Here is a 13,605-nt window from a genome sequence, read left to right on the forward strand (position 1 = left end):
GTTTACTAAAGATTAGCGTTGGAATCCGCCAAGTTGAGACTCAGCCATTGCTACTAGACGTTTTGTAATTTCTCCTCCAACAGATCCGTTGGCACGTGAAGTAGTGTCAGCACCAAGATTTACACCAAATTCTGAAGCAATTTCATACTTCATTTGACTAAGAGCTTGTTCGACGCCTGGTACTAGAAGTTGATTAGAGTTGTTGTTAGCTGCCATAGTTGAATAACACTCCTCTTAATAAGTTTGGGGTCAGTATGGAGTTGAACCATAATGGAGATTAAACCATTGCCGCCTTGGCCTAACCCATATTATCAATATTACTTTTGATAAATTTTTACAAGTTGGAGATTCATTCTTAAAACATTGGTTTGGTTGGATGTGTCGGAATTGCACCGGCTATTACCCTTTTTGGTTTCATCCATCGTGTGTAATGGTTGCTTGCTTTGTAATACTTATTATGATTAAAACAAAAAGACTTATTCGAAAATTTAATTGGTAGTTTATTCCACTACATATGGCATGTAAGTTAACACAAACTAAGGTTATAAAAATAAATAAAAAGGGTGAATGGAATGTTAGAATGCCCAGTATGTAATGGTTTCCGGGAAGCCTACTTATTATGTTCAACTTGCGGTGAGCCTATGATGGAAAGTGGTCGTTTGATGGATTTTTATGATGATTACAGTCCATATATGGAAATAGACTTAATGAAAATGGAAGATGGGTATCCCGATACATATTCGGGTCATAAGTGCCCCCATGTATATCGGTGCCCAGCATGCAATATCGAAGAAGTATTTTTTATAAAAGAATAAGCCCCGCTATCGAAGCGGGGCTTAGCTTTCCTTATTTATTACGGGCGGATTCTTGATTCAGTTTCTTCATCAAAGAAATGTGCCTTATTCATATCAAACGCTAGTTCTAAAGAATCACCAGGATGAATATCACCACGTGAATCAACGCGAGCTACAAAGTCTTGTCCGCCAATGCTTGAATAAATCATTAATTCTGCACCAGTTAACTCGGCAACATCGACTTGTGCTTTAATTTTTGATCCAGATGATGCATCAATGAAAACAGGTTCATCATGAATATCTTCCGGACGAGTACCAAGAATAAGTGATTTTCCAACATACCCTTGCTCGCGAAGGTATTTCATTTTTCCTTCCGGAACAACAAGTGAAGCATTTCCAATGACAAATTTTCCATCCTCTAGTTTTCCGTTAAAGAAGTTCATTGCTGGAGATCCAATAAAGCCGCCAACAAAGACATTTTCAGGCTTTTCATATACTTCTTTAGGAGAACCAACTTGTTGAATGACACCATCTTTCATTACGACAAGTCGTGTTGCCATTGTCATCGCTTCTGTTTGGTCATGTGTAACATAGATGGTAGTAGTGTCTAAACGGCGGTGGAGCTTAGCAATTTCGGCGCGCATTTGAACACGAAGCTTGGCATCAAGATTTGATAATGGTTCATCCATTAAGAATACTTTTGCATCACGTACAATCGCACGGCCTAATGCCACACGTTGACGCTGACCTCCGGAAAGAGCTTTAGGTTTACGAGTTAAGTAAGCTTCCAGACCAAGGATTTTAGCTGCGTCTTGTACACGACGGTCAATTTCATCTTTTGGGAACTTGCGCAGTTTTAAGCCAAACGCCATGTTATCATAAACGGTCATGTGTGGGTAAAGGGCATAGTTTTGGAAAACCATCGCGATATCACGATCTTTTGGTGCTACATCGTTCACTCTTTTACCATCAATGTAGAAATCGCCTTTAGAAATATCTTCAAGACCAGCGATCATTCGAAGTGTAGTAGATTTACCGCACCCAGAAGGTCCAACAAACACGATAAATTCTTTATCTTCAATATGTAAATTGAAGTCTTGTACAGCCGTTACTTTATTATCATAAATTTTATAAATGTGATCTAATTTTAACTCTGCCATTTTTAATTCCTCCCTGTAACTTGTTAATAATAGTTTACAATTAGAGGCAGATAATAGGTAGAGACAAACTGCACAAAGAATGAAAACGCTTTTTTGGGCACATTGTTACTTTTTTTGATTTTGTTCAAATAGAAGACAAGCTAAAAAGACTGTAAAGGCACCGTAAAAATCTTTTAATTGAATTCCGGACCGATCGATAAACTTATCGATTCGATATTGAAGTGTATTTCGATGGATGTACAATTTTTTGGACGTTAAACTAGCATTTAAATTATTCTCAAGAAAAACTTTGATAGTAGAATACATTTCAGGATCATCATTAAAAACTTCAAATATTCCCTGACTAACCTTGGGTTTTAAATCCACTGGCAGGTGATAAGCGACATAGGCAGGAAAAACCCGTTCAAATGTAAAAATATTCATTTGGGTTACAAGATTAGTCATGCCAAAGGAAAAGTATTCTTTCTCAAGAAGAAACTTTGAACGAAGTTGCTCGTTAAAGGAAGTGAACTTTCCAATAAAGAAAAAGATTTTGACATAAAAATCACTTTCTAATGTTTCTGACATGGATATTAATTCTTCTTCTGAGAGTGAGACTGTCGTGCACTCTTCAATCACAATCCCTCGACTTTTGTTTTCCCAAATGATGATGACTTCTTCCGTAAAGAATCCTTTTAAGGCAGACTCAATCTCAATTTGGTTCGTATCATCGCCGATAATTTGAAACTGGATGAAACGTAGATTTGTCTCAGCCTTATAAGATGGTGGCGGACCATCCTCTAGTAAAAACTTATCCCATCCCATGGCTGAAGAATTTTTGACAGCATATTGTGTGTCAACTAACTGGTATAAAGTTTGGAGGAGGGTTAATTCCTTCTCAGATACCTCAGATTTAGGAATCCCAATCCACTCCTTTTCCAGCGCGTTGAAAAATATATAAAACTGGTCTGAAAGCTTGTCTGGTTTATCTGGAAACAAAATAGAATTTTCATAAATAGACAATAATTTTCTTAGCATTGTTGTGTTCCCCGTTTATAATAATTTTATTGAAACTACTGATAGTATACCAGTTGTTAAGAATGCGGAAAAATAAGAAAGGCTAGCCATAGTTAATAAAGGCTAGCCTGTTTTATTGGAAGTTGTATTTAATCGCATTCATAAGGTGGTTGTTCTTCTTGAAGGTCACGCGCTTCTTCGATATTAGTTGACTCTTCTCGGAAATGGACAGAACCACCTGACATGCCTTCGTTAATCATACGGTCAACATCCATAAACACCTTATCTCTGCCTTCATTAGCAGATCCTGAATCCGTAACTTTGTCTTTTTCATTGTCCATCACTATCATCCCTTTCCCAAAACTATATTTAGTTTGCGGATAAAGGAAGTTTTCATGCACTATGAACTCTATTTTAGATTATTCATAAACATGATAAAGCATTAACTCATGGATCTGACTGGACAAGGCCTCAATTTCTTCCTGTTCGGGCACATTTGTAGTCCATTCTATTTTCCCTGTTTGGTGGTAAATTCCCGTAACTCTTTGCTTTTTATGATAAAAGGAAAAATTCCAGCCAGGAATATTTTTATTTTCAAATAATGGTTTGAATTGAAAGTGCATTATCAACGTGAATTCCCCCTTTTAATGATCTTACATATAGCTTAACTTGTTTGGGGGAATATTTAAATATGAATTTTCTGTCAGTTATCATAATTGGAGAGTTGGAGGAATAAGCGGCAAAGTTGCTCTATTTTCATTTCTTCTATTTCTACTTCGTCAAAGCTCATTGGTTTGGAATTCACTTCGTAAATATAGTAATGACCAGTCGTGCTTACTCCGGCGTCAATAGAGAATTCTCCGAAATAACCAAATCGGTGAGATAATGCCATCCCAATTTCAGGGACAATTGTTTCAATAAAACGATCATGTTCCTGTGATTTTAAAAGTTCATAGGGCAAGAGTCTGCCGCCGGATGGAATATGTGTAGTAATGTCTTGTTCCTGTGATTGCCGAATCCCAACTCCTGTTACCATGTATCCAGCTTCATTTGCATGGGCAAGGATCCGAAAATCGAAACGGTTTCCCTTATACTGGGCGGACTGTATTTCCTCTTGGGCTAAGTAGTTTTTGATAAGCAATTTTTGGCCCCATTTTTCCCAGAAATGATCAAGGGATTTATATATTTCATGCTGATGAATTCCGTCTAATTGAAGTTTAGAAGCGCCAGTCCACTTTAAGCGAAAAATACCTTTTCCTTTTGAAGATTGGGCAGGCTTTAAATAAATACTTTTATGCTTCTTTTGAAAATTGAACAAGTCCCTTTTCCCTTGGATAAGGATGGTCTGTGGCAGGAAAGTTTGCAGAAGCGGATGGTTTTTAAGCACTTCATATAATTCGTATTTATCGATAAAACATGGATTAAAAAAGGGGATATTTTTCTCCTTTAATAGGGCAAGAAACTGCTGGCATTGCTCGCTTTGTTCAGAGTTACGGAAAGGAATTCGGTTATATACTAGGTCTGGGTAGCGAAATTTTTCCTTTACCCAGTGATTTTGTTCAGGTAAAAAAGTATAGCCTGTAATAAGATCTGTATTTGCTTCTTCTGGTGTAAAAACAAAGCTTACTCCATCTAGTGAAATAAGCTTTTTTTGCAATGCTATAAAAAGCGGGCCATTTCCGGCAATGGAACCATTTGCTTTTCTTACCGTCATAATCCCAATTAGAGGACCTGAATAATGGGTGTTCATTTGAATAACCCCTCTGGGTGTAATAAGGATTGCTCGGTAAGAAAGACCGCAAATGCAATTGATAATTTTCGGGTTAGCAAATCGAAATCTTTTAACTCGGGATGAGTAAAGATGCTTCTTCCAGGTTTGGAATTAGCTTCAAAGAGCCAAACTTCACCTTTTCGATCGATACCTAAATCAAAACCAATTTCACCAATAATGCCTTCTACATGCTGATCCAACGCATCGCTCAGAAGCAATGCGGCATTGGAGAGTCTCTCATTATACAAAATACATTCCTCAGTAGAGAAAATCTCTTCCATTATCTTGATATCTCCACCGTTTCTTGTATGTGTTGTCACGCTGCCTGGTCCTGCAATTTTTGCCGCCATCGCAGACACATGCCAATTGCCCAAATCATCTTTATTGGTGTGGACTCGAAAATCAATGGAACGGGATTCACTTCGGAGTAAATTAATTCCTTGTTGTACAAGCATGTTTTCTAGGGATTGATTCGCAAATACGGTCGCCATTAAGCGTTCTAAACTTGAAAATTTCCTCAATCGATTTACACCACTTGCATCTTGGTATCGGCAGAAATAATCATCACTGTGTTTATCGTAAATAATTTGGTGTACACCTAAACCGAGACTGCCATTTTTAGGTTTGATGAAAACATGACCATGGTTAGATAGCATCGTTTCGATGGAGGAGAAGGATGAAAATGGTAATGTTTCAGGAAGGAAATTAGAAACGGTATCGTCCTGAATAAGCCTTTCATGAATGTCCAGTTTATTGAAAAATCCGGGATTATACCATGGGATAAGATACTCTTTTTGCAATCGTTCCCTCACTTTAATTAATCGTGGGTTGTTTTCGCTTCTTCGATTTGGAAGGCGATCATAAATAACATTAGGAAAGGGAATGTCAACCGACTCCCAACCGCTATTATGATAAAAATACCCTTTAATGGTGCCAAGATCCCAATCAATATGCTGTTCTCCAAACACAAATGGTATGGCACCCACCATTTTATTAACGGATAGGAGTTTTGAAAAAAACTGTGTTCGATCACCAATCGGTTCTAATGGTAAGGAAGTAAATCCTGCTGTAAAAATACCTACAAGTGGACCAATCATAAGAGTTTGCATATCGTAAAAGACATGTAGTGGAATGTTGAAACTAGGAAATTGGAGTGCTTGTTGAATTTTCCGGCTTATGGAAATCCGATCATCATGATCAGGATGTGGGATAAAATCAACCTCTAAAGATCTTGAGCCAAAGGCAAGCCGTGTTAACTCTTTTTCTCGCAGCATTGCCGGAGGAACGAACACCACTAATTGATCATTTTGAGCAACTTCAATGAGATAGTGTTTTCTCATAATAGCTCTTCCTTTCTTTTAAATCCAACTGACTTAAGTGTTTTCCATAAAGCAGTGGGGCAAGGTTTAATGTCTCCTTTATGTCTGGCTGTGTATGAAGGAGGACCTTCCGGCCAGGCTTCGAATTGATATCTAGAATCCAAATAGATCCGTTTTTTGCTATTCCAATATCGATGCCGATCTCAAATAACGGTAAAAAGGCATTTTCAAGAATAGGAGGGAGATTAGAAAGAATGTACTCTATTTCCTGATTGATGTACTCTTTTTTAGCGGGCAGAAAAGAGGATGACCAATCAGCATATGGAAGAATGGAACCACCTGCACTTAAGTTCGAAAGGATCCCTCCAGTACTCCCGATTCGAATACCTCTGCCCATTTCTCCCCATTTTCCATCATGCCTTTTTTGTAAGAGAATGCGAAGGTCAAATGGCTGTAATTCATCATTAGATAATTCTAAATACGGTTGCATTAGGTACGGTCGTTTGCTGATAAGTGGTTGTAGCCATTTAGTGAGCTTAGTTTCATTAGGGAAAATCCGTGAAATTATATTTTTGTGTTTTTCCGTTTTAACATGCCAAGATTTGTTGTTTTTCTTCAAATAATAAATGCCGTTGCCTTGAGAACCATTAATTGGCTTTAAAATAATTCGTTTCTTAATTGTTAATTCATTTAACACGATATTCGTATTGGAAGCCGATTGAGTCAGAGGTAAGTAAGCTGATAATACTGTACTTTTTAATACTTCATAGAGGTCTAGTTTATTTGGGAGCCCATAGCCTAAAAAGGTTATATCGGGTCTGTTCTTTAGCCAAGATACAATCGGGATACATTGCTTTGAGTGGTCATCATCACCATAAAAACAGCGATCATAAACAATCGCAGGAATGGGAAACTCATTGTCGACCCAGGATTTTGTTGATGGAATGAATTTTTTTCCATTTACTTGTAGTGTAAGTGGATTTATGTTGGTAGGGATGAAGCGATAGCATTCCATCCCACAGGATTCTGCAAGGTTAGCGATGTCGGTTATATATGCCGGCTCACTCTCCATGCTTGTTGTCATTATTCCAAATACAATCACTTTACTGATCCTCCTTTTCTATTATCGAATCAAATGCAAGCAACGTACAAAATTGAATGAGCGCTTTTGCTGATGGTCTTATTTTTCCTAATCCATCCTCAAAGTTTTTCGAAGGTTTCGAGTTTACTTCAATGATCCATGGCTTTCCGTATTGGTCCACGCCAATATCAATCCCAAGTTCTCCTGTGATCCCTGTTGAAGAGTTACTAATAATCGAAGCTGTTTCAAGGGCTAATTCCTTCATAAGTGCGAGTACCTCTAATGATTTTTTAGTCCCTACACTTGTACGTAGAACATTTAACGGTCTAAGTATTCTTCCTCCTCTTGCAATGTTGGAAACGAACTCGTCACTTGCTGCGACCCTTGCCACAATAGAGGTAACTTGCCAATGGTTGTTCAGATTTTTATGACATAACACCCTAAAGTCCATCGAACATGATTCATAGCTAGCTAATTCAACACCTTGTTGAATAAGATAAAATCGATTATGGAGAAAAGGCTTAATTAGGTGGTGGATTTCGTCTAAGAAGACTTTATTACTAGAATTGTTGTTAAGTGATGTAATCGAGGATTGTAAGGTGTAGTGGTTTTCATCTTCCTTGGTCAATTTGATAATATTTCTCCCTTGACTGCCATGAACAGGTTTAATAAAAACTGTTTCAAATTCTTGAGCAAGTTCATACAGGTGCTCTTTTGTGTAGATTTTCGTTTTTGGTATATAGGGAAAGAGGTTATTTTCTTGAAATATTTGATTATATACTTCCCATTTTGACAGAAAGCGTTCATTAAACAATGGAATCTGCAAGGTTTCAATTCTGTTACGAAAGTGCCTAAATTGTTCAGAGTGTTCAAGTTTGCGGGAATGGATCCGGTTGTAAATCACATCAGGTATAGGATGCTCAAACGGACTCCATTTCCCGTTAATCAGGTAATAACCTCGATTTAAAAATTCATCATATGAAAAAACGAAAAAAAAGCCACCTGTATCAGTAATACCTTGATGAAGTTCCTCGCAAAAAGCATGAATCGACCGAAAGTGTGGCTCCTCCTGTTTTTTGGAAGGGAAATCAGTTAATAGCCCAATCAAAGGTCCAAGCTCGAGTGTTTGAAAATCAGGACGAAAGATTGCCTGAAATTTATAGCTTTGGATGGGGAGACAAAAATTTATAAGAATATGTTCAGGTATAAGCATCAAATCTTTTTGGTCAAGCTCGACTGTTTGGACAGTTGTTTGTATCGTCTTCTTTCCTAATTTTATATTCAATTGAAAATTCTTTTTTAACCCTAAACTAGTAAACAATTGGTTAGACATTTGCACAAGACTGTCGTTCTTATTCTTAGGTTTTCTTGGCTTGATGGTAACCTGAGTTAATGGAAAAAACATATGCATTCCTCAATTTCAATCAATAATTGGAACCAGTTTTTCTTTATGGGCATTAGTTGATATAGTAATGTATGTTACATGAATCTAGATGGTGATATGAACATTCTCGCAATTTGGTGAATAGTTTGTTATAGTTGATTCGGATTAGAAAAGCGTATTTTTAAAAAGGAGTGGATCCCAATGGCAGTAAATTTATATGATTCCGCCTATGCGTTAGAAACAGCCATTCGTCAAAGTGATGAATATACACAACTACAACAGGCTTACAAAGAAGTAAATGCTGATCCAACAGCAAAACAAATGTTTGATAAGTTCCGTCAAATTCAAATGGACCTGCAACAGAAACAAATGGCGGGGCAGATTATTTCTGAACAAGAGATACAACAAGCACAGTCAACCGTAGGACTCGTTCAGCAAAATGAAAAAATTGCAAGGTTAATGCAAGCGGAACAACGGATGAGCATGGTGATTGAGGAACTAAACAAAGTAATTATGAAACCTTTAGAAGATTTATACGGAAAAATGTAAACTAAAAACAGCAAGCCTTCGGAAAGAATACCGAAGGCTTTTTCTTTTCGAAAACCCTGGTTTTTCGAAAATCGCTTGATTCGAAATGACCAGTAAAGTAAGCACTGCTTTTCTGTTCTACAAATGCCTAAAAAATCATAAAAGTGTTATAAAGGCTATTTCACCAAGAACAGGGGGCAACGTAATGATCTATCGCTTGCTTGCGTTAAATATTGATGGCACACTTCTTCAAACAAACGGAAAAATCCATAAATCAACAAAAGAGGCAATTGAATATGTTCAGCAAAAAGGAATATATGTCACGCTTGTTACATCACGGAGTTTTCCCTCCGCAAGAAAGGTAGCTAAGGCGTTAAGAATAAAATCACCCCTTATTACCCATCAAGGTGCATTTATTGCAAGTTCTGAGGACAAACCAATTTATGTAAAAAGGATAAATGAGGATATCGCCTACGATACAATAAGCTTCTTAGAGGCGCTGCCATGTCAAATTCGTCTTGTTCACGAACAATTTTCATTAGCAAATAAATTAAAACTTAATAATAATTTGTTAAATAAAACTGTTTTTACCTCAGGAGATCCGGTATTCTATTCGCAGCAATTTGTTTCGTCACTTACTGAATATTTACATGACCAGCCAGTGAGCCCTCCAAAGATTGAAGTTTATTTTGAAGAAGAGAGCGATCTTCAAGATGCGAAAAAGGCACTTAGAAAAATGTATACAGAGATTGATTTAATTGAGCTGGATTCTTTAAGGTTAGATATTGTCCCAACGGGTGTTTCAAAGTTATCAGGATTATCATACCTTGCGAGCCAACTAGGAATTCAAAGAAAAGAAATGGTCTATATCGGTGATGGCATAGATGATATTCCCTTGCTTGAAGCTGTTGGTCTGGGAGTATCGATGTGGAATGCTGAGTTCGTAGTGAAGAAAGCATCAGATTGGGTCACAAGGTCACAGAATGAACAAGGTGTTGCGTATATGGTTAAAGAACACTTTAGAAAGCAACAACCAATTGAGTTTTTAAGAAAGATGAATATTATCAAAAAATAAACAAAAAAGGTATCAACGAGATTTGTCGTTGATATCTTTTTCGTTTTTAAGCTTGTCGATTTGTGAATAAGATATTCGACAGATAGAAAATTCACTATTTTTAAAAAACTTTTATATATTTATCTCCTCAATTCCATATATAATGGAATTGATTCAAGAGGATGGGAGGGTTTCACGTGTCGATAAACTTTATAACGGATAAGGTGAATGTTAATATTGTAGGGCGTGTGGCGACAATAGAAATGAACAGACCAGAGTCTTTAAACTCCATGGATTCAGATATGATTAAGGGGCTTGTCTGTAAGCTAAAGGAAATTAGCGAATCGGATGAAATTGATATTGTCGTTATAACAGGAAAAGGAAGAGCCTTTTCAGCAGGCGGCGATATTAAAACCATGCTTTCAAACATGAACGAAAGTGATTTCTATCCAGTTATGGACAGCATTAGCGAACTAATTATTACACTTTACAGCATGCCTAAACTAACAATTAGTGCTGTTACAGGTGCTGCGGCAGGCTTAGGTTTTAGCCTTGCGCTAGCAACTGACCATATTATCGCTGAAAAAAATAGTAAGCTAGCAATGAATTTTATCGGGATCGGTTTGATTCCAGATGGCGGGGCCCATTTCTTTTTAGAGAAAAAATTGGGAGAAACAAAAGCGAAACAGGTAATCTGGGACGGGAAAATGATGAATGCTGAAGAGGCATTTGCTTTAGGTTTAATCGAAGAAGTCGCGACTGGTAAGCTTCAGGAGACATTAGATGCTAGAATCGCAGATTGGTTAAGCCGCCCTGTTCAGGCAATGATTAAAACGAAAAAGATATTAGCAGATATGCATCGTCCATATTTACTGAAAATCTTAGAATTAGAAAAATACTCCCAACAAAAAATGCGTGAAACGATAGATCACCAAGAAGGAATTCAAGCATTTATTGAAAAAAGACCGCCTAGATTTATAGGGAAATAAACAAAGAAGCCGATGGCTTCTTTGTTTTTTTTGTAACTAGGAGTGGAAAAGTATGAGCTTACCGCTTGGTGAAGCGCATCGGTGTGTACGTTCTAATAGGCTTTTTTCTGATAACAGTTTTTCACCGATTTCTTTTGCCTCATCATCATGTTCAGCCTGGAAGGATTCGTCTAATATCTTTTCCCCGTTGCGTTCAAATGCAGTTAATTTATACGTTTTCATTTCAACAACCCCTTAAAAAAATCTTGATACTATTTATTTTCACATAATTTATAAAATTGCGCAAAAATAAAATGAAACCAAAAATTGTTATATTCGTAATAAAATGGAGAGGAGTGTGTAAAATGGTTCTTAAACTTGAACATGTCACGAAACGGTTCGGAAATTTTGCTGCCGTGGATGATTTATCTTTAGTGATTCCTGAAAAAGAAATGTTTGGCTTTTTAGGGGCTAATGGTGCAGGGAAAACAACAACCTTTCGGATGATCTTAGGATTACTCGACACTAGCGGTGGAAGGATTACTTGGGATGGGAAGCCAATTGATTATTCCACCAGTCGCTTGGTCGGCTATCTTCCCGAAGAGAGAGGTTTGTATCCAAAACTAAGGGTTCGTGACCAAATCGTCTATCTTGCCCGGTTAAGAGGGATGAAAAAATCTGAAGTGCTTATAGAATTAAAGTCATGGCTGGAACGATTTAAAATTCCCGAGTATGAAAATAAAAAAGTTGAAGAGCTTTCCAAGGGGAACCAACAAAAAATTCAATTTATTGCGGCTGTCGTCCATAAGCCTAAATTACTAATCTTGGATGAGCCATTTAGCGGACTAGATCCAGTTAATGTGGAAATGTTGAAAGACGCAGTTTTATCCTTGAGAGAAAATGGTGCAACCATCGTATTCTCGAGCCATCGGATGGAGCATGTCGAGGAAATGTGTGAACATCTTTGTATTTTGCATAAAGGGAGCCCAGTAGTGCATGGTTCATTAAAAGAAATAAAGCGTTCCTTTGGTAAAAAGAACCTCGTAATCCATGCAGATTTTCCATTAGATTTCTTAAAAGATTATCCTGGTGTTGTTAAGTATAAAGCTACTATGGAAGGAATTCTTCTGCAAATTGAAGGAGAGTCCATAGCAGAAAATATTCTTAAGGAAATTGTCAATCAAGGTTTTATTCGGAAATTTGCCCTTGAAGAGCCAACATTAAATGATATTTTTATCGAGAAAATAGGTGGCTCATATGAATAATTTTTGGATTATTTTGTTCCACACCTATTTGAATAAATTAAAAACAAAATCGTTTATCATCACAACCCTTTTAACATTGGCAATTGTCTTAGCCTTAACAAATTTACAAAATATCATTGATATCTTTGATAAAAATGGCGGGAAAGAAAATGTGGCAGTCATTGATGAAACGGGCCAACTATACGAACCATTTAAAAAGCAAGTTAGTACAATTAATAAAGATGTAAAACTAACTCTATTTGAAGGCACTGCAGCAGAGGCTGAAAAGGAAGTTAAAGAAGGAAGTTACCAAGGGATGGTACTCCTTAAATTAAATGAGGAAAAACTTCCGTTCGCTACATATAAAGCAATGAGTATTGCAGATTCTCCATTGTTTACAGATCTCCAATCGGGTCTTCAGCAATTAAAAACGGTCCTTGCTGCATCACAGATTCATTTGACACCTGATCAGCTTGAAAAGCTCTATGAACCAATATCTTTTACAAAAATGGCTCTTGAGAAGAATGCTAAAACAGAAGAGGAACTAAATCAGGCGCGTGGTCTAGTTTATGTCTTGCTGTTTATTATTTATTTTTCAGTAATCATGTACGCAAATATGATTGCGATGGAGGTAGCGACAGAAAAGTCGTCTAGGGTAATGGAAATTTTAATTTCAAGTGTTTCGCCCATAAAACAGATGTTTGCAAAAATAATTGGAATAGGTTTATTAAGCCTTACACAGCTGGCTGTATTTCTGTCAGTAGGTTATTTTTCGTTTAAACAAAATATGGAGTCTTTAAAAGAAGGATTCTTCGGTGTATATGGGTTTGGTGATATTCCACTATCAACGATTATTTATGCTGTTATTTTCTTTATTCTAGGCTATTTCCTTTATGCAACACTTGCAGCATTTCTCGGGTCACTGGTCAGCAGAATCGAAGATGTTCAACAAATGATTACGCCGATGACAATGCTTGTGGTAGCCGGGTTTATGATTGCTATGTTTGGCTTAGGGAAGCCTGATGCTCCGTTCATAACGGTGACATCGTTCATCCCGTTCTTTACACCGATGATCATGTTTCTGAGAGTGGGAATGTTGATAATTCCAGCCTGGGAGGCTCTAGTAGGAATTGGAGTCTTAGTTGCGACTATTACATTCTTAGCTATATTTGGTGCTCGAGTATATCGTGGCGGTGTATTAATGTACGGACAATCAAACTCATTTAAAGATATTAAAAAAGCATTACAATTAACAAAGAATAAATAAAGAAGAGAGAAAAGAGTATTTACCAGTCGGTAAATGCTC

At 37.1% G+C, this 13,605-nt stretch carries 16 protein-coding genes; 6 read left to right on the forward strand and 10 right to left on the reverse strand.

Annotated features, from left to right (window positions below):
* Positions 1 to 12: 12 nt before the first annotated feature.
* A complete protein-coding gene (locus tag ACJ004_RS00365) occupies positions 13 to 216 on the reverse strand; it encodes an alpha/beta-type small acid-soluble spore protein (RefSeq protein ID WP_168242404.1) in 204 nt (67 codons plus the stop codon).
* Positions 217 to 572: 356 nt separating this feature from the next.
* Between ACJ004_RS00365 and ACJ004_RS00370 the strand changes: the two genes are divergently transcribed.
* Entirely contained in the window at positions 573 to 815 is a 243-nt protein-coding gene (locus ACJ004_RS00370; RefSeq protein ID WP_410890469.1) for a hypothetical protein, read from the forward strand.
* Positions 816 to 853: 38 nt separating this feature from the next.
* Here ACJ004_RS00370 and ACJ004_RS00375 read toward each other — a convergent pair whose 3' ends face one another.
* From ACJ004_RS00375 to ACJ004_RS00410, 8 genes are all read right to left on the reverse strand, one after another.
* Entirely contained in the window at positions 854 to 1,954 is a 1,101-nt protein-coding gene (locus ACJ004_RS00375) for an ABC transporter ATP-binding protein (protein ID WP_410890471.1), read from the reverse strand.
* A gap of 105 nt (positions 1,955 to 2,059) precedes the next feature.
* Positions 2,060 to 2,971, reverse strand: coding sequence for a PucR family transcriptional regulator (locus ACJ004_RS00380; RefSeq protein ID WP_410890473.1), 912 nt, complete (start codon positions 2,969 to 2,971; stop codon positions 2,060 to 2,062).
* A 128-nt stretch (positions 2,972 to 3,099) separates the two neighbouring features.
* Positions 3,100 to 3,291 (reverse strand): hypothetical protein, encoded by a 192-nt coding sequence (locus ACJ004_RS00385; protein WP_410891245.1) that lies wholly within the window; start codon positions 3,289 to 3,291, stop codon positions 3,100 to 3,102.
* Positions 3,292 to 3,369: 78 nt separating this feature from the next.
* On the reverse strand, positions 3,370 to 3,579 hold the full coding sequence (locus tag ACJ004_RS00390; RefSeq protein ID WP_410890475.1) for a YheE family protein: 210 nt from the start codon (positions 3,577 to 3,579) through the stop codon (positions 3,370 to 3,372).
* A 74-nt stretch (positions 3,580 to 3,653) separates the two neighbouring features.
* Entirely contained in the window at positions 3,654 to 4,700 is a 1,047-nt protein-coding gene (locus ACJ004_RS00395) for a YheC/YheD family endospore coat-associated protein (protein ID WP_410890477.1), read from the reverse strand.
* Positions 4,697 to 6,061, reverse strand: coding sequence for a YheC/YheD family endospore coat-associated protein (locus tag ACJ004_RS00400; protein ID WP_410890479.1), 1,365 nt, complete (start codon positions 6,059 to 6,061; stop codon positions 4,697 to 4,699). Before ACJ004_RS00400 ends, ACJ004_RS00395 begins: the two co-directional genes overlap by 4 nt.
* The gene (locus ACJ004_RS00405; protein WP_410890480.1) at positions 6,039 to 7,142 is read right to left on the reverse strand and encodes a YheC/YheD family endospore coat-associated protein; all 1,104 of its coding nucleotides are present in this window, start codon (positions 7,140 to 7,142) and stop codon (positions 6,039 to 6,041) included. Before ACJ004_RS00405 ends, ACJ004_RS00400 begins: the two co-directional genes overlap by 23 nt.
* Before the next feature lies 1 nt (position 7,143).
* The gene (locus ACJ004_RS00410; protein WP_410890482.1) at positions 7,144 to 8,526 is read right to left on the reverse strand and encodes a YheC/YheD family endospore coat-associated protein; all 1,383 of its coding nucleotides are present in this window, start codon (positions 8,524 to 8,526) and stop codon (positions 7,144 to 7,146) included.
* Between the two features lie 180 nt (positions 8,527 to 8,706).
* On the opposite strand from ACJ004_RS00410, the gene ACJ004_RS00415 reads away from it, so the two are divergent.
* The 3 genes from ACJ004_RS00415 to ACJ004_RS00425 all read left to right on the forward strand — a co-directional run bounded on the left by ACJ004_RS00415 (position 8,707) and on the right by ACJ004_RS00425 (position 11,076).
* A complete protein-coding gene (locus ACJ004_RS00415; RefSeq protein WP_410890483.1) occupies positions 8,707 to 9,054 on the forward strand; it encodes a YlbF/YmcA family competence regulator in 348 nt (115 codons plus the stop codon).
* 184 nt (positions 9,055 to 9,238) lie between these two features.
* Positions 9,239 to 10,108 carry a Cof-type HAD-IIB family hydrolase gene (locus ACJ004_RS00420; RefSeq protein ID WP_410890485.1) on the forward strand — a complete coding sequence of 290 codons (870 nt, stop codon included), beginning with the start codon at positions 9,239 to 9,241 and terminating at the stop codon, positions 10,106 to 10,108.
* Positions 10,109 to 10,284: 176 nt separating this feature from the next.
* Positions 10,285 to 11,076 (forward strand): enoyl-CoA hydratase, encoded by a 792-nt coding sequence (locus ACJ004_RS00425; protein ID WP_410890487.1) that lies wholly within the window; start codon positions 10,285 to 10,287, stop codon positions 11,074 to 11,076.
* 36 nt (positions 11,077 to 11,112) lie between these two features.
* On the opposite strand, the gene ACJ004_RS00430 is transcribed toward ACJ004_RS00425, so the two are convergent.
* Positions 11,113 to 11,298: a YhzD family protein gene (locus ACJ004_RS00430; protein ID WP_410890489.1), complete on the reverse strand. Its 186-nt coding sequence runs from the start codon at positions 11,296 to 11,298 to the stop codon at positions 11,113 to 11,115.
* Positions 11,299 to 11,420: 122 nt separating this feature from the next.
* On the opposite strand from ACJ004_RS00430, the gene ACJ004_RS00435 reads away from it, so the two are divergent.
* Both ACJ004_RS00435 and ACJ004_RS00440 read left to right on the forward strand, forming a co-directional pair.
* A complete protein-coding gene (locus ACJ004_RS00435) occupies positions 11,421 to 12,320 on the forward strand; it encodes an ABC transporter ATP-binding protein (RefSeq protein WP_410890491.1) in 900 nt (299 codons plus the stop codon).
* The gene (locus ACJ004_RS00440) at positions 12,313 to 13,566 is read left to right on the forward strand and encodes an ABC transporter permease (RefSeq protein ID WP_410890493.1); all 1,254 of its coding nucleotides are present in this window, start codon (positions 12,313 to 12,315) and stop codon (positions 13,564 to 13,566) included. Before ACJ004_RS00435 ends, ACJ004_RS00440 begins: the two co-directional genes overlap by 8 nt.
* Positions 13,567 to 13,605: the final 39 nt, after the last annotated feature.

It is taken from the genome of Neobacillus sp. 204, assembly GCF_046562815.1.
In the GTDB taxonomy this organism is placed as follows: Bacteria; Bacillota; Bacilli; order Bacillales; family Cytobacillaceae; genus Neobacillus.